Source organism: Dactylosporangium sp. NPDC049525 (assembly GCF_040676755.1).
Lineage (GTDB): Bacteria > Actinomycetota > Actinomycetes > Mycobacteriales > Micromonosporaceae > Dactylosporangium.
The window spans coordinates 56,281-78,367 of the sequence record NZ_JBFAPO010000039.1; the positions used below are offsets into that span (position 1 = coordinate 56,281).

General features: G+C 72.9%; 20 protein-coding genes. 17 read left to right on the plus strand and 3 right to left on the minus strand.

Going from position 1 to position 22,087, the window contains the following annotated elements; translation table 11 throughout:
- Positions 1 to 84: 84 nt before the first annotated feature.
- From AB0K00_RS38790 to AB0K00_RS38815, 6 genes are all read left to right on the plus strand, one after another.
- Positions 85 to 942 carry a flagellin gene (locus AB0K00_RS38790; RefSeq protein ID WP_363531496.1) on the plus strand — a complete coding sequence of 286 codons (858 nt, stop codon included), beginning with the start codon at positions 85 to 87 and terminating at the stop codon, positions 940 to 942.
- Positions 943 to 1,117: 175 nt separating this feature from the next.
- Positions 1,118 to 1,975, plus strand: coding sequence for a flagellin (locus tag AB0K00_RS38795; RefSeq protein WP_363531499.1), 858 nt, complete (start codon positions 1,118 to 1,120; stop codon positions 1,973 to 1,975).
- 69 nt (positions 1,976 to 2,044) lie between these two features.
- The gene (gene fliD, locus AB0K00_RS38800) at positions 2,045 to 3,415 is read left to right on the plus strand and encodes a flagellar filament capping protein FliD (RefSeq protein WP_363531502.1); all 1,371 of its coding nucleotides are present in this window, start codon (positions 2,045 to 2,047) and stop codon (positions 3,413 to 3,415) included.
- A 30-nt stretch (positions 3,416 to 3,445) separates the two neighbouring features.
- Positions 3,446 to 3,832, plus strand: coding sequence for a flagellar export chaperone FliS (gene fliS / locus AB0K00_RS38805; protein WP_363531505.1), 387 nt, complete (start codon positions 3,446 to 3,448; stop codon positions 3,830 to 3,832).
- Positions 3,829 to 4,179 (plus strand): hypothetical protein, encoded by a 351-nt coding sequence (locus AB0K00_RS38810; protein ID WP_363531508.1) that lies wholly within the window; start codon positions 3,829 to 3,831, stop codon positions 4,177 to 4,179. The genes fliS and AB0K00_RS38810 overlap by 4 nt, the downstream gene beginning before the upstream one ends.
- 41 nt (positions 4,180 to 4,220) lie before the next feature.
- Positions 4,221 to 6,404 (plus strand): glycosyltransferase, encoded by a 2,184-nt coding sequence (locus AB0K00_RS38815; RefSeq protein WP_363531511.1) that lies wholly within the window; start codon positions 4,221 to 4,223, stop codon positions 6,402 to 6,404.
- A 9-nt stretch (positions 6,405 to 6,413) separates the two neighbouring features.
- On the opposite strand, the gene AB0K00_RS38820 is transcribed toward AB0K00_RS38815, so the two are convergent.
- The 3 genes from AB0K00_RS38820 to AB0K00_RS38830 all read right to left on the minus strand — a co-directional run bounded on the left by AB0K00_RS38820 (position 6,414) and on the right by AB0K00_RS38830 (position 11,483).
- Entirely contained in the window at positions 6,414 to 7,391 is a 978-nt protein-coding gene (locus tag AB0K00_RS38820) for a glycosyltransferase (RefSeq protein WP_363531514.1), read from the minus strand.
- Complete coding sequence (locus tag AB0K00_RS38825; protein WP_363531517.1) at positions 7,388 to 9,253, minus strand: glycosyltransferase family 2 protein; 1,866 nt, start codon at positions 9,251 to 9,253, stop codon at positions 7,388 to 7,390. The genes AB0K00_RS38820 and AB0K00_RS38825 overlap by 4 nt, the downstream gene beginning before the upstream one ends.
- A gap of 94 nt (positions 9,254 to 9,347) precedes the next feature.
- Positions 9,348 to 11,483 (minus strand): MMPL family transporter, encoded by a 2,136-nt coding sequence (locus AB0K00_RS38830; RefSeq protein ID WP_363531520.1) that lies wholly within the window; start codon positions 11,481 to 11,483, stop codon positions 9,348 to 9,350.
- A gap of 298 nt (positions 11,484 to 11,781) precedes the next feature.
- On the opposite strand from AB0K00_RS38830, the gene AB0K00_RS38835 reads away from it, so the two are divergent.
- The 11 genes from AB0K00_RS38835 (at position 11,782) to AB0K00_RS38885 (ending at position 22,073) form a co-directional block, all read left to right on the plus strand.
- Entirely contained in the window at positions 11,782 to 12,123 is a 342-nt protein-coding gene (locus AB0K00_RS38835) for a flagellar basal body protein (RefSeq protein WP_363531523.1), read from the plus strand.
- Between the two features lie 2 nt (positions 12,124 to 12,125).
- Positions 12,126 to 12,530, plus strand: coding sequence for a flagellar basal body rod C-terminal domain-containing protein (locus AB0K00_RS38840; RefSeq protein WP_363531526.1), 405 nt, complete (start codon positions 12,126 to 12,128; stop codon positions 12,528 to 12,530).
- A 2-nt stretch (positions 12,531 to 12,532) separates the two neighbouring features.
- Entirely contained in the window at positions 12,533 to 12,841 is a 309-nt protein-coding gene (gene fliE / locus AB0K00_RS38845) for a flagellar hook-basal body complex protein FliE (RefSeq protein WP_363531529.1), read from the plus strand.
- On the plus strand, positions 12,841 to 14,457 hold the full coding sequence (gene fliF / locus AB0K00_RS38850; protein ID WP_363531532.1) for a flagellar basal-body MS-ring/collar protein FliF: 1,617 nt from the start codon (positions 12,841 to 12,843) through the stop codon (positions 14,455 to 14,457). The genes fliE and fliF overlap by 1 nt, the downstream gene beginning before the upstream one ends.
- 9 nt (positions 14,458 to 14,466) lie before the next feature.
- Positions 14,467 to 15,477: a flagellar motor switch protein FliG gene (gene fliG, locus AB0K00_RS38855; RefSeq protein ID WP_363531535.1), complete on the plus strand. Its 1,011-nt coding sequence runs from the start codon at positions 14,467 to 14,469 to the stop codon at positions 15,475 to 15,477.
- Positions 15,461 to 16,261 carry a FliH/SctL family protein gene (locus AB0K00_RS38860; protein WP_363531538.1) on the plus strand — a complete coding sequence of 267 codons (801 nt, stop codon included), beginning with the start codon at positions 15,461 to 15,463 and terminating at the stop codon, positions 16,259 to 16,261. The genes fliG and AB0K00_RS38860 overlap by 17 nt, the downstream gene beginning before the upstream one ends.
- A complete protein-coding gene (locus AB0K00_RS38865; RefSeq protein WP_363531541.1) occupies positions 16,258 to 17,565 on the plus strand; it encodes a FliI/YscN family ATPase in 1,308 nt (435 codons plus the stop codon). The genes AB0K00_RS38860 and AB0K00_RS38865 overlap by 4 nt, the downstream gene beginning before the upstream one ends.
- The gene (locus AB0K00_RS38870; protein WP_363531544.1) at positions 17,565 to 17,999 is read left to right on the plus strand and encodes a cell envelope biogenesis protein TolA; all 435 of its coding nucleotides are present in this window, start codon (positions 17,565 to 17,567) and stop codon (positions 17,997 to 17,999) included. Before AB0K00_RS38865 ends, AB0K00_RS38870 begins: the two co-directional genes overlap by 1 nt.
- Positions 17,996 to 19,006 (plus strand): transglycosylase SLT domain-containing protein, encoded by a 1,011-nt coding sequence (locus AB0K00_RS38875; protein ID WP_363531547.1) that lies wholly within the window; start codon positions 17,996 to 17,998, stop codon positions 19,004 to 19,006. The genes AB0K00_RS38870 and AB0K00_RS38875 overlap by 4 nt, the downstream gene beginning before the upstream one ends.
- Positions 19,003 to 21,552 carry a flagellar hook-length control protein FliK gene (locus AB0K00_RS38880; protein WP_363531550.1) on the plus strand — a complete coding sequence of 850 codons (2,550 nt, stop codon included), beginning with the start codon at positions 19,003 to 19,005 and terminating at the stop codon, positions 21,550 to 21,552. The genes AB0K00_RS38875 and AB0K00_RS38880 overlap by 4 nt, the downstream gene beginning before the upstream one ends.
- Positions 21,553 to 21,647: 95 nt before the next feature.
- Positions 21,648 to 22,073, plus strand: coding sequence for a flagellar hook capping FlgD N-terminal domain-containing protein (locus AB0K00_RS38885; RefSeq protein WP_363531553.1), 426 nt, complete (start codon positions 21,648 to 21,650; stop codon positions 22,071 to 22,073).
- Positions 22,074 to 22,087 lie beyond the last annotated feature (14 nt).

A 22,087-nucleotide genomic window follows, 5' to 3' on the forward strand; every position in this document is an offset into this window, starting at 1 on the left:
TATGTGGCAAGGCGAAACGCCGATGAGGAGTACGACTGGGCCACGGATGGCCCGGGACGCGACCCGCTTCAAGGAGGAAATTTCATGGGTCTTCGCATCAACAACAACATCGCTGCTCAGAACGCCTACCGTAACCTGTCGGTCACGGACAGCCAGATGAGCAAGTCGCTGGAGAAGCTGTCGTCGGGTTTCCGGATCAACCGTGCCGCCGACGACGCGGCAGGCCTCTCAATCAGCGAGGGTCTTCGGTCCCAGATCGGCGGCCTGAAGGTCGCGGTGCGCAACGCTCAGGACGGCATCTCGGTCGTGCAGACCGCTGAAGGTGCTCTCACCGAGACGCACTCCATCCTGCAGCGTATGCGTGACCTGTCCGTTCAGGCGTCGTCCACGGGTTCGCAGGACACCGATGCGCGCACGGCGGCGCAGACCGAGTTCACTCAGCTGAATGCGGAGCTGGACCGGATCGCCACCACCACGTCCTTCGGCGGGCAGAAACTGCTCGACCCGGCGGGCTCCTACACAGGCACGTTCCAGGTCGGCGCGAACACCGCGTCCGCTGACCAGATCGCGGTCGACCTCGGCACCGCCGCCTTCGGTGGCGTCACCGGGGTCACCGGCTTCGACTCGACCGGGCTCGGGGTTGTTTCGCTCGACCTCGTGACCGCCGCGTCCGCGGCCATCACCGCGATCGACACAGCGATCAAGGGTGTCTCGACTGCTCGGGCCACGCTCGGTGCATACCAGAACCGGTTCGAGCACACCATCAACAACATCAACGTCGCCGTGGAGAACCTGTCCGCCTCGGAGTCGCGCATCCGGGACACGGACATGGCCTCCGAGATGGTGTCGTTCACCCGCTCACAGATCCTGACCCAGGCCGGCACCAGCATGCTGGCCCAGGCCAACCAGGCGCCGCAGAACGTCCTCTCGCTGCTGCGCTAGGAGCTTGAGTCGATGACCTGACGAGGGCTTGACAGGGCACGGCACCCACCCAGGGCGCCGTGCCCTGCCAGTAGCCGACCCTCCGGGCCGTTTCTCCTCAACTCCCCGCGGGCCCGGCCGATCTGCTCCGTGAACAGGCCACGGACGGCCGGACCGAGCTCAAGGAGGAACTGACATGGGTCTACGGATCAACAACAACATCGCCGCTCAGAACTCCTACCGGAACCTGTCCGTGACGGACAGCCAGATGAGCAAGTCGCTGGAGAAGCTGTCGTCGGGCTTCCGGATCAACCGGGCCGCCGACGACGCGGCCGGCCTGTCGATCAGTGAAGGCCTGCGCTCGCAGATCGGCGGCCTGAAGGTCGCCGTGCGCAACGCGCAGGACGGCATCTCGGTCGTGCAGACCGCTGAAGGCGCGCTCACCGAGACACACTCCATCCTGCAGCGCATGCGCGACCTGTCCGTGCAGGCGTCGTCCACCGGTTCGCAGGACTCGGACGCCCGTACGGCGGCGCAGACCGAGTTCGCACAGCTGAACCAGGAACTGGACCGGATCGCCACCACGACGGCGTTCGGCGGGCAGCTCCTGCTCGACCCGGCGACGGCCTACACCGGCACGTTCCAGGTCGGCGCCAACACGGCCACCGCCGACCAGATCACGGTCAGCCTCGGCACCGCCGCCTTCGGCAGCGTCACCGGCGTCACCGGCTTCGACTCGACCGGACTCGGGGTCGCCGGGCTCGACCTGGTGACCGGCGCGTCCGCGGCCATCACCTCGATCGACACCGCGATCAAGGGCGTCTCGACCGCCAGGGCGACGCTCGGTGCATACCAGAACCGCTTCGAGCACACCATCAACAACCTCAACGTCGCCGTGGAGAACCTATCCGCGTCCGAGTCACGGATCCGGGACACGGACATGGCGCAGGAGATGGTGTCGTTCACCCGATCACAGATCTTGACCCAGGCCGGCACCAGCATGCTGGCCCAGGCCAACCAGGCGCCGCAGAACGTCTTGTCACTGCTGCGCTGACAGCGCTCGTAGGGCGGGGAGGGGACCCAGGTTTCCTCCCCGCACGCTTTGTCTCACGGAGGTTCCAACATGGGTAGCGTCGACGGCCTCATCTCAGGGATGAGCACCTCCTCGGTCATCAGCGGGTTGATGCAGGTCGAGGCCGCGCCACAGAACGCCCTCAAGACCAAGGTCGCCACACAGCAGAAGGTCGTCACCGCATATCAGGGCATCAACAGCAAGATGAAGGGGCTGCTCGACGCGGCCAAGGCCCTCGCCGACCCGGCCGCCTGGAAGGGCGGCGTCGCCACGTCGAGCTCGGACGCCGCCACGGCCACGACCACCGCGTCGAGCAGCACGCAGAGCGGCTCGCTGTCCTTCCGGGTGAACCAGCTGGCCTCGGCCCACTCCTTCGTCTTCGGCCAACCCACCGCCACCGCACTCACCGACGTCATCACCAGTGACGCGTCGATCTCGATCAACGTCGGCGGCGTCGACAAGACGGTCACCCTCACCGACAAGTCGCTCAAGGGCGTCGTCGACGCGATCAACAAGACCGCCGACCTCGGCGTGAAGGCCACCGCATTCCAGGTCTCCCCTGGCAACTACACGATGCAGCTCTCGTCGACCTCGACCGGCGCGGCGTCGGAGTTCTCGTTCACCGGCGGCAACACCACCCCGTTCAGCGGCCTCGGCAGCATCGCCCTCGTCTCCCAGGGCACGGACGCCGAGCTGGCCCTGGGCGACCAGGACCCCCCGCTCCTGGTGAAGTCGTCCACGAACACGTTCAAGGACCTGATGAGCGGCCTGACCGTGACCGCCACGAAAAAACAGGCGGTCACCGACCCGCCGGTGACGGTCACCGTCGCCAGCGACACCGAAGGCATCGCCGCCAAGGTCCAGGCGATGGTCGACGCGGCGAACGCGGCGCTGACCGAGATCGGCACCCAGACCAAGAACAAGAGCGGCGCGGTCCCCGGCGGCCCGCTCGCCGGCAACAGCATCATGTCGCAGGTCTCCAGCAGCGTGCTGAACACCGTCTCCGGCGGCACCGCCGCCAACGGCAGCTTCAAGGCGGTCGGCGTCGAGCTGACCCGCGACGGCCGGCTGACGTTCGACAAGGCGAAGTTCATCGCGGCGCTCAACGCCGACCCGGAGAACACCCAGGCGCTCTTCGTCGACACCGCGCAGACCGACGTCACCCTGAAGACCGGCCTCGCCGACAGGATGGCCGGCGTCGCGGACAAGTCGACGCAGACCAACACCGGCACGCTGTCCCGGCTGATCACCAGCGGCAACGACGCCATCACGGACCTCAACCACCGCGTCGACGACTGGGACGTCCGGTTGCAGGCCCGCCAGGCGACGCTGCAGAAACAGTTCGGCGCGATGGAGACCGCGCTGGGCAAGCTGAAGAACCAGGGCAACTGGTTGTCAGGACAGCTCGCCTCGCTCGGCTAGGCCGATTCCCCCTCAGGCCCTGGAGATCGCATGACCACACAAGCCCTGCGCAACCGCTACGTCAGTGACAGCGTCGCGACCGCTCCCCCTTCCCGGCTGCTCGTGATGCTGTACGACCGGCTCGTGCTGGACCTGATGATCGCGGGCCAGTCGCTGGAGCAGGGCGACCGGCAGACGGCATCCGGGCGGATGCAGCACGCCCAGGAGATCATCATGGAGCTCCGGGCGACGCTGGACACCTCCGCGTGGAGCGGCGGCCCCGGCCTCGCCTCGCTGTACAGCTACCTGATCACCGAACTGGTCCAGGCGAACGTGACCGGCGACCGGAGCAAGGTCGAGGCCGTGCAGAGCTTCGCCGAGCAGTTGCGCGACGCGTGGCGGGAGGCCGCGACGCAAGTGATCGGGACCGGGCCGTGACACCGCCGTCGCCGGAGAGGTCGCCGGACAGTGGGTGGGACACCGCGTGGGTCGCCGCCCTGGAGGCGATGGAGCTGGAGGCGGACGAGGTCGAGCAGCTGCTGCGGCACCGGGACGTGCTGGAGACCGCACCCGTGACGCCGGTGACGTTCACGCCGCCGGACGGGCTCGGGCCGCTGCCGCTCGCGCTCGCGGACCGGGCCCGGCGGCTCGTGCAGCGGCAACTGGACCTGGCGCGGGAGCTGACCATCGCGATGGCGGGCAACCGCCAGCAGGCCCGGCTGGTCAGCCGGCTGCACCGGGAGGCGGTCGACTCGGTGCCCGTCTTCGTCGACAACCGCACCTGAAAAGCACTCCGATTGCGCCCGAAAGCGCCGATGGTGTCGGCATGACCCACATCCCGGTGTCCGTGATCGTCGCCGCCGGGGGCAGCCCCGACGACTTCCACGCCTGCCTGCAGTCGCTGCGGCCCACCCTCGGCCTGCGCGACGAGGTGGTGTGTGTCCTGCCGCCGGGCCGCCCCGAGCTGCACGCCGAGCTGCGCGCGGAGACCTGGCTGAAGGTGATCGGACCGGCCGCCGGGTCCGGCGTCGCCGACCGCTGGGCCGCCGGCCTCGACGCCACCCGCCACCCGATCGTCGTGCTGGTCGACGGCGACGTGATCCTGTCGGCGAACTGGCTCGACCCCGTCCTGGAGCCCTTCCACGACCCGGCCGTGGTCGCGACCGGCCCCAGCTGCCAGCACACCTTCGGCCCGCAGCAGGCGCAGCTGCCGGAGCATGCGATGACCAGCGCGTCGGCGTTCAAGGCGTACGCCCGGCAGTGGCGGCAGGACCACCGCGGCGAGTTCAGCGACGTGGACCGGCTCGGCCCCGTGTGCGTGGCGATCCGCCGGGACGCCCTGGCCATCGCCGGCGGCCCGACCGCGGACCTGCCGTGGGACGGGCTCACCGCGCAGGGCAGGATCACCGTCGCGCACGCCGCGCTGGTCGCGCACGTGGGATCGCCGGCGTGCGGCCTGCGCGCCGACTTCCTGGACCCGGCGGACGCGCCGCTGCTCAGCGCGACGCTGATCGTGAAGGACGAGGCGGACGTGCTGGGCCGTTCCCTCGACGCGCTGCGCGACCTGGTCGACGAGATCGTCGTGTACGACACCGGATCGACCGACGACACCGTCGCGGTGGCCCGCGCCCACGGTGCCCGGGTCGTCGAGGGTTTCTGGAACGAGCACTTCGGCGACGCCCGCAACCGCTGCCTGGAGCACTGCCGGGGCAAGTGGGCGCTGTGGGTCGACGCGGACGAGGTCTTCACCGGCGACCCCCGGGCCGTGCGGGAGGCCGTCGCGGGGAGCGAGGCCAGGGCGTTCTTCGTGACCATCGACAACCAGGAGGGGCACGACGGCGGCGCCGGCGCCAGCACGATCTACTACCCGCGGCTGTTCCGCCGGGCCCCGGTGCGGCTCTACGGCCGGCTGCACGAGCAGGTCGTCGACCGGATCACCGGGCAGGCCATGGTCGGCCCCCAGCTGCCCGCGCTGGTGCTCGACCACTCCGGCTACACCCAGCTGCGCAGGACGGTGAAGGGCAAGACCGAACGCAACCTGCGCCTGGCCATCCTCGCCGCGGAGGACGTCAGCGGCATCACCGCCGTCGGCAACCTCGCCCGCGCCCAGATCGGCTCCGGTCACCTCGAGGAGGCGATCGAGACCTCCAGGCGCGGCCTCGCGCAGGCGAAGGAGAACAGCCACCAGGTGCTGTTCCTGAAGATCCTCGCCGACGCCTACCTCGCCCTGAACCGGCTCGCCGAGGCCAACGAGACCATCGAGGAGCTGCGCCGGGTCGCCAGCACCTCGTTCACGGTCGACGAGCACGAGGTCAAGCTCCGCTTCGCCGAGGGCGACTACGAACGCGCCCTGGAGATCGTCGCCGGCCTGCCCGAGTCGGGCATGAACGACCTGCTGTACGGGGTCGGCCGGGGCCGCTTCGCCGGGCTGCACATCGACACGCTGAGCCGGCTGGACCGCCATCAGGAGGCGGCGGCGCAGCTGCGCAAGTCGCTGCGGGAGGGCCTGGTGCCGGTGCCCGTGTCCCGGTTGGCGCAGGTGCTCGGCGCCGCCGACGGCAGCCTCGCCGAGGTCGCCGAGCTGCTGCCCCGCGAAGGGCTGCGCGGGCTGCTGTTCGGCATCGCCGAGGCACCGCCGGAGGCCGCCGACGAGCTGCTCGAGGCGCTGTGGCGGCGGTACCCCGGTGAGCCGACCGTGCTGACCGTCGCCGCCCGGGTCGGCCGGCTCGTGCCGCTGATCCGCGCCATGGAGTGGTCCGCCCGGCTGCGCCAGCACGGCTTCGCCGAGCGCTGCACGCTGCTCGCCCTGTCCGAGGACGCCCGGCGCACCCCGCGGGAGCGCACCCTCGCCGCGGCGATCGCCCTGGAGATGTTCCACGACGAGGCCGCGCTGCCGCTGCTGAACGACGCCCTGTCGGCGGTACCGGACGATCAGAGCGCCCCCGTCCTGCAGGAGATGCGCATCCTCGCGCCGCGGGTGTCCGGTTCGATCGAGCTCGCCGACGCCTGAACACCGGTCCTAGGACGCGACGTGGGCGAGCGCCAGCACCGAGCGGGCGTTCTCGGCCGGGTCGGCGCTCATCCCGACCCGGACGGCAGCGGGCAGCGAACTGCCCTCCGGCTCGCCGTAGACGACGATGTCCGGCAGTGTCCGGCCGCCCGCGAGCTGCCGCACGACGCCAGCGATCGCGTCGCCGATCGCCTCCGTGACCTCGGGGACGCCCTTGACGACCAGGGCCAGCTCGGCGCCGGGGACGGCGGTCGCCACCTCCAGCGCACCGGACAGCACCACCACCGCCGACTCGATCAGGTCGGGGTCGACGAGGACCAGGATGCGGCTGGGCGGCACGGCACCGGCGCCGGTCCGCACCGTCGCCGGCTGATGCCAGGACTTCGCCCAGTGGTGGATGGCGTACGCGCCGGGGAAGCGCTCGCCCGCACGGTGCGGCTCGGTCCAGTGGTACGGGTAGAACAGCTCGGCGCCGAACACGGCCGGGATCTCGCGGCCCAGGGCGTCCTGCTCGGCCAGGACGCGGGTGAGCAGCTCCGGTCCCGTCCGCCCCTGCGAGGACCGCCCGGACCGCCACGCCAGGGCGTCGGGCAGCGCGGCGACGACGGCGGCGAGGAACGGATGGCCGGGGACGCACCCGAGCAGCCCGACACCGGCCTGGAAGCCGTCCTCACGGGCGGTGAATGCCGGTACCCCCGCCAGCAGGTCCTCGATGTTGCGGAGGCATTCGAAGTCCGGGCCCAGGTGGACGCCGCCGTGGGCGAGGAGCAGCTCGTAGCGGAAGATGTCGGCCTGCTGCGCGGGTGAGCCGGCGGCGTCGAAGGCGGCCTGGTTGACCAGCGGCGGGACGTCGCCGTCCTGCCACAGCCGCAGCTGCCAGCCCGGGTGGTGCCGCTGCCACGTCTCGCCGAACGCCCGCGCCCGGGCGGGCAGGGGGCCGCCGAACCAGATGCGGTGGAACACCCGGGGAATGCGCGGCCAGCTCATCGCAGGCTCGCGTGCTCGCGGGTGCCGAGCAGGTCGCGCAGCGTCCCCGCCAGGGTGCCGCGGGGCAGTGGCAGGGCGTGCCGGTAAGGGTCGTGGCCGTCGGGCGGGGTGAACGCGCAGACGACGTCGCAGGCGCGCCACAGGTCGTCGGCGTCGTCGCAGGCCAGGACGTCGGCCTCGACGCCGCCGCCGGCGCAGCGCGCACCGGTGAACGCGTGGCCGGGCGGGACGCCGACGACGAGGACGGCGCCGCCGGCGGGCGCGGCGGCGAGCTCGCGGACCACGTCGTCGAGCAGTGGCGACAGGGCGCTGACCCCGATCCGCAGTGGCCGGCCCTCCTCGCGTGCGGCCGCCCGGCGGCAGGCGAGCAGCCAGCCGAGGCTCACCTCGATGGAGTTGACGGTGACGAGGTCGGCGTGCATCCGGTCCAGCAGGGTGCCCCGGCCGTACGGGTCAGCCCGCGCGCGGAGGTCCTCGATCGCGACCGGCCAGGTGGCGGTGAGCAGCCGCAGCCGGGCGTCGGTGCGCCGGGCCAGTTTTCGGGCGGTCGCCTCGTAGGTGGTGCCGCGGAACGCGGGATGGGTGCGCAGCGACGGGTGCCGCTCGGCGAGCCGGGCCCGGGCCTGCCCGACCCGCCCGGCCCGGTGGATCAGCGACAGCGCGTCGAAGCCGGCGCGGACCCGCTGCACGGCGTGCCGGTTGTGCACCACCCGCAGGCCGCGCGGCCGGTCGGCGAGGCGGTACGCGACGTCGGCGTCCTCGGCGAACGGCACCTCGAACCGGATGCCGCCCAGCACGCTGCGCCGGATCGTGTAGCGACGGCCCCAGAACTGGTACCAGTCGCCGGCGCTGAGATGCCGGAGCCCCTCGTGACTCATGTGGACGAGACCCCGGAACGCGAGCCACGCCTCGACGCTCGTGGCCAGGTCCGCGGTCGGGCCGGTCCAGCCGAGGACCGCGTCGACCTCGTCGCCGTGCTCGGCGTAGGTGCGCAGGTGTTCGGCGAGGCAGCGGGGCGCGGGTTCGTCGCCGCCGTCGAGGAAGCACAGGATGTCGCCGCGGGACGCCTCGACGCCGGCGTTGCGGGCCGCGCCGACGCCGGCGCCGGGCTGGAGCCGGACGAAGGTCAGGTCGAGCCGGTCCTGGAACGGCAGCACGACCTGCTCGGCGGCGCCGTCGTCGACCACGACCACCTCGAAGCGGGTGGCCGGCAGCGTCTGCCGGCACAGCGCGGCGAGACAGTCGCGCAGCGGGGCGGGCCGCTCGTCCACGGTGACGACGACGCTCATCGTGAGCCCGGTCCGGGGCGGGGCGAGGTCGCCGACCAGCTCCCGGTAGACGTCGGCCCAGCCCTTGCCGGAGCGGGCGCTGGAGTGATCGAGCACGGGACTGCCGGGGTCGAGCCAGTCGGCCTGCAGCCCGCGCTGGTCGGCGACGCAGACGAGGTCGGCGCGGGTGAACTGGTCGGTGAGGTACGCCTGGGCGGGTTCGCCGGGCGGCGGGTGCCAGCCGGCGTGGACGCTGGTGATCAGCGGGACGCCGAGCAACCAGCCGCGCTCCATGATCGCGGGGTCGGCGAGGTCGCCGGCGAGGTGCAGGTGGATCGCGTCGACGGGTCGGCCGGCGAACAGCTCGCACAGCAGCGACTCCGACGGCGTGTCACCGAGGAACGGCGCCGCGTTGGCGACGCCGAGGACGAACCGGCGGACGCCCTGCGCCGTGCCCGTCTCCGCCAGCGCCGGGCGGCTCGCCCGGCGCGGTTCAACGCTCAGGACGTCCCAGCCGCGGGCTGCGACCTGAGCGGCCAGCCCGGCGCAGCACCCGAACGCGGCCGCGTCCCGGGACGGCAGGATGACGGCCACGCAGGGACGCCGCGGTTGAGGGTCCACACCGACCTGATCGGCAACCGGCCGGCACCGTTGAGGAAACGGTGCCGGCCGGGCGTTGCGGGGTTCCTCAGCGGCCGGCGCCGACCAGCTCGCGCTCGGCGGCCGGAGCCGGCGGCACCTCGCGGCGCCGCATGAAGCGCGGCGCCCACCAGTTGGCGTTGCCGAGCAGGGTCATCAGCGACGGCAGGACGACCGCGCGGATGATGGTCGCGTCGAGCAGGATCGCGGCGGCCAGGCCGACGCCGAGCTGCTTCATGTCCACGGTGCTCAGCGTCGCGAAGATGGAGAACACGCCCACCATCACGATCGCCGCGCTGGTGACCACGCCGGCGGAGCCGGTGATGCCGTGCGCCACCGCGTCGCGGGTGGACATGCCCTGCTTGACCGCCTCGCGGATGCGGCTGACGACGAACACGTGGTAGTCCATCGACAGGCCGAACAGCACCACGAAGAGGAACAGCGGCAGCCACGACACGACCGCGTCCATGGACTTGAACCCCAGGATGCCCTCGGCCCAGGTGCCCTGGAAGATCACGACGACCAGGCCGTAGGACGCGCCGGCGGAGAGCAGGTTGAGCGCGATCGAGGTGACCGCGACGACCACCGAGCGGAACGTGAACGCCATCACCAGGAACGTCAGGATCAGCACGAAGCCGACGACCAGCGGCAGCTTCTGCTTGACGTGACCGGCGTAGTCGACGTCGGCACCGACGAACCCGCCGACGGCGGCGTCCGACCCCAGCGTCAGGCCCGGCACGTGCCCGACGGTCTGCGGGACCATGACCTCGCGCAGCCGGTCGAGGGACTCCTTCGCCTGCTCGGAGCGGCCGGCGAACGGGGTGGCGACGTCGAGCACCGCGACCGTGCCGTCGGCGGAGACCTCGATGTCGGGGGCCTCGTCCAGCGGCGCGAACAGCGGGTCGGCGGCGGCCTTCGTCGCCAGCTCCGTCAGCGCGGCCTTCGTCGCGTCGAGCTGCCCGGCCGGGACGCGGACGGCGACGGTGTGCACCGTGCCGTTGCTCGGGAACGCCTTGACCAGGCGGTCGTAGGCCTGCATCGCCGGTGTGGTGCGCGGCAGGTCCTCCATGCCGGGGAAGCTCAGCCGCATGGTCAGGGCGGGCGCCGCAAGGGCGAGCAGCGCCAGGACCGACACGGTGAGGGTGATCGCCGGCTTGCGCAGGGCGGGCCGGAGGATGAAGCCCCAGACCTTGGACTGGCCCTCACCGGCGCCGCGGGGCCGGGTGAGGCGCCACAGCAGTGGCACGCGCGGCCGGTCGATCCAGCGGCCCAGCTTCGACAGCAGTGCCGGCAGGACGGTCAGCGAGCCGATCACGGAGACGAGCACGACCAGGATCGAGCCGACCGCCAGGGACGAGAAGACCACGTCGCCGGCGAGGAACAGCCCGGCCATCGCGATCGTCACGGCGATGCCGGAGACGACCACGGCGTGCCCTGACGTCTCGGCCGCGATCTCGACGGCGTCGAGGTGCTTGCGGCCCTTCGCCCGTTCCTCACGCTCGCGGCGCAGGTAGAACAGTGAGTAGTCGACACCGACGGCCATGCCGATGAGCAGGATGACGCTGGCGGTCGTGTCGGTCGACGGGACCAGGTGCGAGGCGAGCGTCGACAGGCCGAGCGCGGCCGCGACCGACGACAGCGCGAGCAGCACCGGCACGCCGGCGGCGATGAGCGCGCCGAATGCGACGATGAGGATCGCGAACGTCACCGGCAGGCTGAGGAACTCGGCCCGCTGGAAGTCCTTGCCGAGGGTCTCGTCCATGGCCTGGCCGATGGACTCGCCGCCGGTCTCCTCGACCCGCAGCTCCGGGTGGGCCCGCTGGACGCCGGCGGTGGCGTCGAGCAGCTTGCCGACGCGGTCCTGGGCGGTGTCGGGGTCGCCGCTCATGGTGACCCGGACCAGCAGCGCGCCGCCGTCGTGGGAGGGCAGGGGGTCACTCACCGAGGCGACCTCGGGCAGCGCCTTCATCGCGGTCGCCACGTCCGCGGCGGCCTTGTCCGCGGCGGCCCGGTCCAGGGTGCCGGTCAGCGGCGTGATGAGGACGCTCTCGGTCGCCGGGTTGTCGAACTTGCCGTCGTTGACGATGACGTCGGCCCGGCCGGACTCGCCGATGGCCTGGTCGGAGTTGCTCGCCTCGACGGTCCCTGCCATGTTGCCGCCGATGAAGCAGACAGCGACGAACACGACCCACAGTGCGATTGCGCGCCAAGGGTGCTCCGCGCTCCAGCGCGCCACCCGTACGGTAACTGGTCTCTTCTCCACGTAGAGAGACGCTATGGATCGGTGCCGCCGGAAACATCCGGGCTGCACCCGACTCACACCCGGATTCGCGCCGTGAGGGTTTTCCCCGAGGCCGAATTCCTCAACCCCCGGCGGGCTGCGCCGATAGCTCTTACGAGCAAGGATCGCTCATCGCAGCAGCCAGGGACCGGCGACACACCGCAAGCGGAACCGTTTTTCGGTGGACGGGAGCGTCCCTGTCGTGTTCGAAGACGTCACGTCGGTCACCCTGCACAGCGCCCTGACGGGGCTGTCGAAGCGGCAGCGGGTCATCGCCGACAACATCGCCAACATCGAGACGCCCGGCTTCCTCGCCGGGAAGGTGTCGTTCGAGGACTCGCTGCTCAATGCGGTCGAGGCGGGCAGCCCGAAGGACGCGACGATCGCCGTGGCCCGCTCGCTGGAGCCGACCCGCGAGGACGGCAACAACGTCAACCTCGATCATGAGGTGCTGTCCAACATCGACACCGGCCTGCGGTACCAGACGATGCTGCGCGCGACGGACGACAAGTTCGTGCTGCTGCGGACCGCGATCAGGGGCTGACGATGACGATCTTCAGCGCGATCGGCATCGCCGGCACCGGCGTCACCGTCTACCGCAAGTGGCTCGACGCGATCGCCGACAACGTCGCCAACATGAACAACGCCGAGCCGACCTCCGGCCAGGTGTTCCGTGCCCGGTACGTGCAGGCCCGCGCCGTCGACTACGGCACCGGGGAGGGCGGCACGGTCGTCGCCGGCACCGCGCTCGGTGATCCCAAGGGCCGCCTCGTGTACGAGCCGGAGAACCCCCTGGCCGACCACGAGGGGTACGTGCGGTACCCCGACGTCGACCTCGGCTCGCAGATGACCCAGATAATCATGGCGCAGCGCGGCTACCAGGCGAACCTGACCGTGGTCGACCGGGCGAAGGACGCCTACCAGGCCGCGATCCAGATCGGGAAGGGCTGACCATGACCGTCTCCGCCGTCGGGGCCGTCAGCGCCCTGCCCGCCATCTCGCCGATCACCGCGTCCGACGCGACCGGGCCGTCGTCCTCCGGCGCCGACTTCGGTGCCATGGTCGCGCAGGGCCTCCAGCGGCTCCAGCAGGTCCAGCAGACCGCCGACGACCTCGCCGTCCAGGCCGCCACCGGCCGCCTCACCGACGTGCACGACTACATGATCGCCGCGACGGAGGCCAGCCTCGCGACCAGCCTCACCGTCGCCGTGCGGAACAAGGCCCTCGACTCCTTCAACGAGATCATGAGGATGCAGGCCTGATGCGGGACCGGCTCACCGCCCTCCTGCGGCGGGGCAAGGACGGCTGGGCAGCGTTCACCCCCGGGCAGCGGGCGGTCACCGTCTTCGCCGTGCTGGCCCTCGCGATCGGCGGCTACTTCTTCGCGACCTGGGCCGGCAAGCCGACCATGGCGCCGCTGTTTTCCAACCTGGCGGCCAGCGACGCGAGCGCGATCGTCGACAAGCTCAACGCCGACGGCGTCACCTACAGCCTGTCCGACGGCGGCAGCACCATCAACGTGCCCAGCGACCAGGTGTACAACCTGCGGATCTCGATGAGCGGCGCCGGCCTGCCCGCCTCCGGCGACGCGGGCTACGCGCTGCTCGACAAGCAGGGCATCATGACCAGCGAGTTCATGCAGCAGGTCACCTACCGCCGGGCCCTGGAGGGCGAGCTCGCCAAGACGATCGAGGCGATCAACGGCGTCAACAAGGCCACCGTGCACCTGGCGATCCCGCAGAAGGACGTCTTCACCGACGACCAGCTGGCGCCGACCGCGTCGGTGCTCGTCGACACCGGCACGAAGGCCCTCGCGGGCGGCGCGGTCACCTCGATCGTGCATCTGGTCTCCTCCAGCGTCGAAGGGCTCGAGCCGACCGCGGTCACCGTGGTCGGCGCCAACGGCAAGGTCCTGTCCAGCTCCGGCGACGGCCCCGGATCCTCCGCCGACGGGCAGTCCGGGCAGACGACCGCGTACGAGCAGCGGCTCAACACCGCGCTGCAGCACATGCTGGACACCGTCGTCGGGCCGGGGCACTCCGTCGTGCAGGTCACCGCCGACCTCGACTTCGACGCCACCGAGACCAAGACACAGAAGTACGTCGCGGACCCGGCCATCCCGCCGCTGTCGGAGTCGAAGACCTCCGAGCAGTACACCGGCGGCAACGGCACCCCGGTCGGCGGTGTCCTCGGCCCCGACAACATCCAGGTGCCCAACGGCACGGGCGCCGGCGGTGACGGCACGTACCAGCAGTCCACCGAGACCCGCAACAACGCCGTCGGCATGGTCACCGAGACGAAGAAGACGGCGCCCGGCGCGGTGAAGAAGCTCGCCGTCGCCGTCATCGTCGACAGCGCCGCGGCGAAGGTCGACGAGGCGCAGCTGCAGCAGCTGGTCTCCTCCGCCGTCGGCCTCGACGCGACCCGCGGCGACCAGATCGCGGTCAGCTCGATGGCCTTCGACACCACCAAGGCCGAGGCGGAGCAGAACGCGGCCAAGGACGCGGCGAAGGCCGAGCAGAGCCAGCTGCAGCAGAAGTACGTCCAGATGGGCCTGATCATCCTGGCGCTGCTGGTCCTGCTGATCGTCGCGGCGATCTCGGGCCGCCGGCGGCGCAAGGCGGAGAAGGAGAAGCTCACCGAGCAGCAGAACGCGGCCCTGGAGGAGATGCAGGCGGCGATCGAGGCGGCCCGCGCGAAGCTGGCCCTGGAGGGTCAGGGCGGTGTCGGCGGCACCCACGCCCTGGAGGGCGCCGGCGGCCCGGGCGAGGAGTTCGACCGCGACGGCCGCTTCCGCGACATCACCCAGATGGTCGAGAAGCAGCCCGACGAGGTGGCCCAGCTGCTGCGCGGCTGGCTCGCCGACCGCCGTGGGTGACCCCGCAGGATGACTACCGGTGAGCTGTCCGGGCTGCGGAAGGCGGCCATTCTGCTGGTGCAGATGGGCAAGGAGGACGCCGCGAAGATCATGTCGCATCTTCGCGAGGCGGAGGTCGAGGAGCTGACCGCCGAGATCATGCGGCTGGGGCAGGTCGAGGGTGACATCGCCGACGTGGTGCTCGAGGAGTTCCACGACATGGCGACCGGTCACCGGTACGTCGGTCAGGGCGGCCTCGACTTCGCCCGGGACCTGCTGGAGGCGTCGCTCGGGCGGGAGCGGGCCGGCGAGATCGTCGGCCGGCTCAACACCGTCTTCATGGACGTGCCGTTCGGCTTCCTCGGCCAGGCCGATCCCCGCCAGCTGCTGTCGTTCCTGCAGGACGAGCACCCGCAGACGATCGCGCTGGTCCTGGCGCACATGACGGCCACGCAGGCGTCGCAGATCCTCGGCGGGCTCGCCCCGGAGCTGCAGGCGGACGTCGCACACCGCATCGCCGTCATGGACCGCACCTCGCCCGACATCATCCGCAAGGTCGAGGCGACCCTGGAACGCAAGATGTCCTCGGTGCTGCAGCCCAGCGACCTGTCCGCGGTCGGCGGTCTCGAGCCGCTCGTCGAGATCATCAACCGGACCGACCGGGCCACCGAGCGGCTGATCCTCGAGGGGCTCGCCGGGCGGAACCCGGAGCTGGCGGAGGAGATCCGCTCGAAGATGTTCATGTTCGAGGACATCGTGTCCCTCGACGACCGGTCCATCCAGCTCGTGCTGCGCCAGGTCGAGACCAACGACCTCGCGACCGCGCTGAAGGGCGTCCGCGAGGAGGTCCGGCAGAAGGTCATGCGGAACCTCTCCGAGCGCGCCGCGGAGAACCTCGCCGACGAGATCGAGATGCTCGGCCCGGTCCGCCTGCGCACGGTCGAGGAGTCCCAGGCGAAGATCGTCCAGGCGATCCGCACCCTGGAGGAGTCGGGTCAGATCACCATCCGCCGAGGGGACGACGATGAGTTCGTCGGCTGAGTACCCCCTCGCGTTCCCTCCCCCGCCGCCGAAGAAGGCGGGCCCGCCACGGCCGGCGTTCCCGCCGCCGCCTCCACCGCCGCCGACCCCGGCGACCCGCGCGTTCCCGCCGCCGGACGTCCCGGCGACCGTGCGGTACGGCGAGAACGTGCTCACCGACGACCGGGCGGGCGCCGCGCCGCCGGCCCGCTTCGACGTCGATCTGCGGGAGCGGGAGGCGTTCCCGCCGGAGCTCGTCGCGCAGGTCCGCGCCGAGGCGCAGGCCGCCGGGTACGCCGCCGGGTGGGCGCAGGGCAGGCGGGAGGCGCAGCGCGTCGCCGAGGCGGAGGCCGCCCAGGTCGCCGCCGAGGCCGCCGAGGTCGCCGAGATGCACCGCGCCCGCGTGGAACGGGCCCTGCGGGCGATCGGCGCCGCCACCGACGCCCTGGAGCGCCGCGCGGTCCCGGCCGCCGAGGACATCGAGGACCAGATCGTGGCGACGGCGTTCGCGCTCGCCGAGGCGGTCCTCGGCCGGGAGCTGCGCACCGCCACCGAGCCGGGGCGGGAGGCGCTCGCCCGGGCCCTCGCGCTCGTCCCGCCGGGAAGTCCGGTGACGGTCCGGCTCAACCCGGCGGACCGGCTGACGATAGGACAGACGGAACTGGTCATGGACGGCCGCACGGTGTCCCTCGTGGACGACCCGGGCCTCGGACCGGGCGACGCCCTCGCGCTGTGCGACGCCACGACGGTCGACGCCCGGCTGGGCCCGGCCCTCGACCGGGTGCGGGAGGTGCTCGAACAGTGACGTCGTCGCTCCAGCAGCGCCTCGCCGCCGCCCGCCAGGCCGCCAACCCGCGCGTCACCGGCCGGGTCAGCGCGATCGTCGGCCTGTCGATCACCGTCGCCGGGGTCGACGGCCGCGTCGGTGACCTCGTCGAGATCGGCGAGCCAGGGTCGGCGGTACCGGCGGAGGTCGTGTCCATCGACGGCGACCGGCTCGCCTGCCTCCCGCTGGGCGCGCTCACCGGGATCGGCAACGGCAGCCCCGTGCGCGGCACCGGCTCCCCACTGCGGATCGCCGTCGGCCCGCAGCTGCGCGGCCGCATCCTCGACGGCCTGGGCCGGCCGATGGACGGCGGGCCGCCGCTCACCGGCCTGGAGCGGGTGACCGTCGAGAACGACGCGCCCGACGCCCTCGCCCGCGGCCGCGTCCAGGAGCCGCTGTCGCTCGGCGTCCGCGCGCTGGACACGCTCGTGCCGTGCGGCCGGGGGCAGCGCATCGGCATCTTCGCCGGGTCCGGCGTCGGCAAGAGCAGCCTCATGTCGATGATCACCAGGGGCACCGACGCCGAGATCGCCGTGATCGGCCTGGTCGGCGAGCGGGGCCGCGAGGTCCGCGAGTTCATCGAGAACGACCTCGGACCCGAGGGGCTCGCCCGGTCCGTCGTCGTGATCGCGACGTCCGACCAGCCGCCGCTGGTGCGGTTGCGCGCCGGGTTCGTCGCGACGCGGATCGCCGAGTACTTCCGCGACGGCGGCCAGGACGTGCTGCTGCTGATGGACAGCCTCACCCGCACCGCCATGGCACAGCGCGAGGTCGGGCTGTCCGCCGGTGAACCGCCCGCGACCCGCGGCTACCCGCCGAGCGTGTTCGCGCTCCTGCCCCGCCTGCTGGAGCGGGCCGGCCCGGCGCCCGTCGGCTCGATCACCGGCCTGTACACGGTCCTCGTCGAGGGCGACGACCACAACGAGCCGATCGCCGACACCGCCCGGTCGATCCTCGACGGTCACATCACCCTCGACCGGCGCCTCGCCACGTCCGGGCACTTCCCCAGCATCGACGTGCTGGAGTCGGTGTCCCGGGTCGCGAACGCGGTCACCACCCGCGAGCAGCGCGCCGACGCGACCGTCCTGCGACGGATGCTCGCCGCCCACCGCGACGTGCGCGAGCTGGTCGAGATCGGCGCGTACGTGAGCGGCACCAACCCGGACGCCGACCGGGCCCGGGCGTTGTGGCCGCAGATCAACGACTTCCTGCGGCAGGACATGGACGACACCACCCCGGCCCCGCAGGCCTGGTCGATGCTGGACACGCTGGTGAAAACCTGATGGCGAAGAACGGTTTCCGGCTGGGCGCGGTCCTGCGGGCCCGCAAGGCGCAGGAGGACGCGGCGAAGGCGGCCGTGGTGCGGGCCCGCGGCGAGGCCACCGCCGCGCACGGCTCGGTCCACGCCCGCGAGCGTGACCTCGACGGCCGGCGGGTCCCCGACGGCGCGTCGTCCGCCGCCTTCGCCGCGACCCTCATGGCCCGCCAGGCGATCGCCGGCGCGCTGTCCACGGCGATCGGCGTGGCGTCGCTGGCCGACGAGACGGTCCAGGACCGGCTCGACGACCTCACCGACGCGGCCGTGCAGCGCCGCACCATCGAGAAGCTCCAGGAGCGGCACGACCTGACCCGCAAGCAGACGGCGGCCGCGATCGAGGCCAAAGCGGTCGACGACCTGACCACCGCCGCCGCCTTCAACCGCAAGGACCAAGCATGACGGTGTACGAGACACAGGCGCGCGTAGCTGAGATCCGCTCCCGGATCGGGCTCGGCGCGCCCGCCGCGACGGGTGGCGGCGACGCGTTCGCGGCCGCGCTGCAGTCCACGATGGACACTCAGCGGGCGGTCACCGGTGCCACCGTCGTAGAGGCAGCGAAAAAGTACCTCGGCACGCCGTACGTGTTCGGCGGCACGAACCCGGAGAGCGGCCTGGACTGCTCGGGGCTCGTCCAGCGCGCCTACGCCGACCTCGGCGTCAAGCTGCCGCGGGTCGCGAAGGACCAGGCGCGCGAGGGCACCGCCGTGGCCGACCTGGCCCACGCCCGCCCCGGTGACCTCCTCGCCTTCGGCAGCCCCGTCGACCACGTCGCCATCTACGTGGGCGACAACCGCATGATCGCCGCGCCGCACGCCGGTGACGTGGTGAAGATCCAGCCGGTGTACGAGACGCCGTCCGCCATCCGCCGCATCGTGCCGACCGCGTCCCTCGACCCGCAGTCCCTGTCCGGTGCCGCGCTGGCCGGTGGTGGGCTGGCCGGTGGCGGGCTGCGCGCCGGTGCGCTGTCTGCCGGTTCGGTGGCCGCGGCGGCGCTGCGGCCGGCGGCGCTGACCGGCGTGCCGTACGCGGACCTGTTCCAGCAGGCAGGCGCCAGGTACGGCCTCGCGCCCGCCCTCCTCGCCGCGGTCGCGAAGGTCGAGTCCGGCTACAACCCAGCCGCCGTCAGCGGCGCCGGCGCGCAGGGCCTCATGCAGCTGATGCCGGCGACCGCCCGCGGCCTCGGCGTCGACGCGCTGGACCCGGCCCAGGCGGTCGACGGCGCCGCCCGGATGCTGTCGTCGAACCTGGAACGGTTCGGCTCGCTCGACCTGGCCATCGCCGCCTACAACGCCGGCGGCGGCGCGGTCAGCCGGTACGGCGGCATCCCGCCGTTCGCGCAGACCCAGGCGTACGTGCCGAAGGTCAAGGCTGCGATGGAGCAGCTCGCGGGAAGAGGGTTCGCATGACCACGCCGATCGACGCCGCGCGCGGCACCGGTGCCGCCCGGGCCGCGGAGCTCTCCGCGGCCACCGGCCCGTCCGACGCCTTCGCCGCCGCCCTGGCCGCGGCGGCCCACGGCCGTGCCTCGCCGGCCGCGCCGACCCAGGGTGCCCGGGACCACGCCGTCCCCGAGCGGCGGCACGACCGGGCGCAGGACCGGGACCGCGAGCCGGAGCGGCGGTTCCCGGTGCGGGACCGCCGGGCCCGCGACGACCGGCCCCGCGCCCCCGAACCGGACGCCGTCACGGCCGGCGTGGCCGTCCACCAGCAGCGCGACGTCGTGGTCCGGCGGGCCGAACCCGACCGGCGGCCGGAGCCCCGTGACCGGGACCGTCCCGCCGTGCGGGAGGCGACCGGGCCGGCCGGCACCGTTGATCGCGGGACCGGCGCACGACGGGACGCGGCACCCGAAGAGACCTCGCGACCCGCCGGTGCGGCGCGGCCCGCCGGTGAGCGGGACGTGCTGCGTCCGGAGCGCGCGGCCGACGCGGCGCGGCCCGCCGGTGAACGGGACGGGCTACGTCCGGAACGTGCGGCCGGCGCGGCGCGGCCCGCCGGGCAGAGCACGCTGGAGGCGATACTCGCCGCCGCCGCGGCGCGGCAGGAGGCCACGGCGGTGACCGTGTCCCTCGACGCCGCCCAGGCGACGGTCCCCGTCGTCTCCCCGGCCGCGAGCCGTGCCGGGATGCCCGTGGTGACGCCGGCCGGGTTCCAGGCCGGCCTCCGGACCGGTGTCCCGGCTGGGATGGCGGTCGGGACAGCTGGTCTGGCCGGACCCCCGGCGGAGCTGGCTGCCTGGACCGGCAGCCCGCTGCCGGGCGCGGGCCTCGTCGACCCGGCGCCGGTGGCGGACGGCGAGACCCTCGCCGCCGCGGCCCGGATCGGGACGGAACAGGCCGGCGCGACGGGGGACGCCCCGCCTGCCGCGGTGCCCGGCGCCGTCCAGCCCGCCACCACGCAAGCCGCGGCGGTCACGGCCGGCCGGTTCGCCGCGCAGGCGACCGCGCAGGTGGAAACGCAGGCCGGGGTCCCGGCGGGGATCCAGGTGGAGGGGCAGGTGGAGGCGCGGGCAAAGGTGCCTGCGGAGGCGCTGCCCGCCGCGACGCCCGTGGCCGGGCAGCAGCCCGCGCGGCCCGATGCCGGTCAAGCCGGCGGCGCCGTGCTCGCCGCGCACATCGTCGAGGCCGTCCAGGTGACCCGGGCCGGCATCCCGAACGCCTTGAACCCGCACCCGAGCGCCACCCTGGCCGCGCCAACCCCGGCCGCCGCCACCACGCAGCCCGTCGCTGCCACCACGCAGCCCGTCGCTGCCGCCGCGCAGACCACCGCTGCCGCTGCTGCCGCCGCGCAGACCACCGCTGCCGCCGCCGTCGCGCAGGCCACCGCCGACGACGCGCCGGCCACCGTGATCGCCGCCGCTCCGGCGGACCCACCGGCCGCCGCGGCCGCTCCCGACCTCGACGCCCGACCCACCGCGCAGCCAGGCCCGCAGTCAGGCCCGCAGCCAGGCCCGCAGCCAGGCGCACCGACCGGCGCACACGGCGACGCCCAGAGCAGCACCCAGCTCGGCGCCCCGCTCGATGCGCGGACCGGAGCTCCGGCCGCCGCCGGGACCGATGCGACCACCGCCGCCGGGACCGCTGCGACCGCCGCCGCGGCGGCACCGGGGCTCCCGCAGCCCGGCTCCGCGGCGCCGGGCACGGGGCAGCAGCCCGCCGTCGTGGCCGCGGCACCGAACGCGGCGCAGGCAGTGGTCCAGGCTGCCGCCGTCCAGGCCGGCACGGGCGCGCCGGTGGCGGCGGAGTCCGGCGCCGGCGCCGATGCTCCCGCCGACCGCCCCGGAGCGGTCCCGGGCACCGGCGCGACGGCCGGCATGCCGCAGTTCGCCGCGCAGGGTGCCCTGGCCGGCAACGCCCAGGAGCGCGGCGGGCAGGGCGGCACCCCGGACGGGGGGCGGCACCCGAGGAACGCGGCGCGCGTCGACCAGGCCGCACCCGCAGGGCCGGATCCGGGGGCGGCGGCGGTGCCCGTACACCCGCAGCAGACACAGCTGACGTCGGCGGTGGCGGCGGCTGCGGCCCCGAACCAGGCGCCGGCGGCACAGGCACCCGTGGCGGCCCAGGTGGCGATGGTGCTGACGCCGCTGCGGAAGGGGCCCGACGGGGTGCACCGGATGACGATCCAGCTCAGCCCCGGCGACCTCGGGCCGGTCAGCATCGTCGCCGAGGTGCGCGGCGGGGCGATCGCCGTGCAGCTGGCGGCGGGCAGCGAGGCGGCCCGGGTGGCGCTGCAGGCGGCGCTGCCGGACCTGCGGCAGGACCTGCGCGACGCCGGGTTCGGGCAGTGCACGCTGGATCTGCACCAGGACGCGGACCGGCCGGGCAACCAATCGCAACAGTTCTCAGGTTGGCAGCCGCAGGGTCGATCTCAACAGCAGGCACCCGAACCGCGGGCGACGGAACCGGTCCGAGATCCGGGCGCCGCAGACGGCTTGGTCGACGTGCGCATCTAGGAGGGGGTCCCACCATCACCACCCCGACGACACCGGTCAGCGGCAGCGTCGCCGACTACGTCCCGAAGCCGGTCCCTGGCAAGGTCAGCGACTACGTGCCGAAGACGAACGCGCCGGCCGACGTGAGCAAGACCGACGGCACGAAACAGGACGCGCCCGCGAAGCCCGGCGGCGACCTGGGCAAGGACGCGTTCCTGAAGCTGCTCGTGGCGCAGCTGAAGTACCAGGATCCGATGAAGCCGATGGACAACTCGGAGTTCCTGGCGCAGACGGCGCAGTTCACCACGGTCGAGAAGCTCTCCGACCTGGCGGCGACGGAGCAGAGCCTGCTCACCGCCCAGTTGCAGCTCGGCGCGAGCAACCTGATCGGCAAGACCGTCGCGTACACGGACCAGGACGGCAAGGAGCAGTCCGGCGTGGTGACCGCGGCGGCGTTCTCAGGCACCAGCCCCACCCTGCGGGTCGGCGACACGGATGTCGCGCTCAGTGCGGTCAAGGAAGTCCGCAGCCCGGCATCCTGAAAGGACCCCTCCCC

Excerpts from the sequence above, each read along its gene's own strand:
- AB0K00_RS38790 (WP_363531496.1), top strand. The coding sequence starts at position 85 with ATGGGTCTTCGCATCAACAACAACATCGCTGCTCAGAACGCCTACCGT.
- AB0K00_RS38795 (WP_363531499.1), top strand. The coding sequence starts at position 1,118 with ATGGGTCTACGGATCAACAACAACATCGCCGCTCAGAACTCCTACCGG.
- fliD (WP_363531502.1), top strand. The coding sequence starts at position 2,045 with ATGGGTAGCGTCGACGGCCTCATCTCAGGGATGAGCACCTCCTCGGTC.
- fliS (WP_363531505.1), top strand. The coding sequence starts at position 3,446 with ATGACCACACAAGCCCTGCGCAACCGCTACGTCAGTGACAGCGTCGCG.
- AB0K00_RS38815 (WP_363531511.1), top strand. The coding sequence starts at position 4,221 with ATGACCCACATCCCGGTGTCCGTGATCGTCGCCGCCGGGGGCAGCCCC.
- AB0K00_RS38820 (WP_363531514.1), bottom strand. The coding sequence starts at position 7,391 with ATGAGCTGGCCGCGCATTCCCCGGGTGTTCCACCGCATCTGGTTCGGC.
- AB0K00_RS38840 (WP_363531526.1), top strand. The coding sequence starts at position 12,126 with ATGACGATCTTCAGCGCGATCGGCATCGCCGGCACCGGCGTCACCGTC.
- fliE (WP_363531529.1), top strand. The coding sequence starts at position 12,533 with ATGACCGTCTCCGCCGTCGGGGCCGTCAGCGCCCTGCCCGCCATCTCG.
- fliF (WP_363531532.1), top strand. The coding sequence starts at position 12,841 with ATGCGGGACCGGCTCACCGCCCTCCTGCGGCGGGGCAAGGACGGCTGG.
- fliG (WP_363531535.1), top strand. The coding sequence starts at position 14,467 with ATGACTACCGGTGAGCTGTCCGGGCTGCGGAAGGCGGCCATTCTGCTG.
- AB0K00_RS38860 (WP_363531538.1), top strand. The coding sequence starts at position 15,461 with ATGAGTTCGTCGGCTGAGTACCCCCTCGCGTTCCCTCCCCCGCCGCCG.
- AB0K00_RS38870 (WP_363531544.1), top strand. The coding sequence starts at position 17,565 with ATGGCGAAGAACGGTTTCCGGCTGGGCGCGGTCCTGCGGGCCCGCAAG.
- AB0K00_RS38875 (WP_363531547.1), top strand. The coding sequence starts at position 17,996 with ATGACGGTGTACGAGACACAGGCGCGCGTAGCTGAGATCCGCTCCCGG.
- AB0K00_RS38880 (WP_363531550.1), top strand. The coding sequence starts at position 19,003 with ATGACCACGCCGATCGACGCCGCGCGCGGCACCGGTGCCGCCCGGGCC.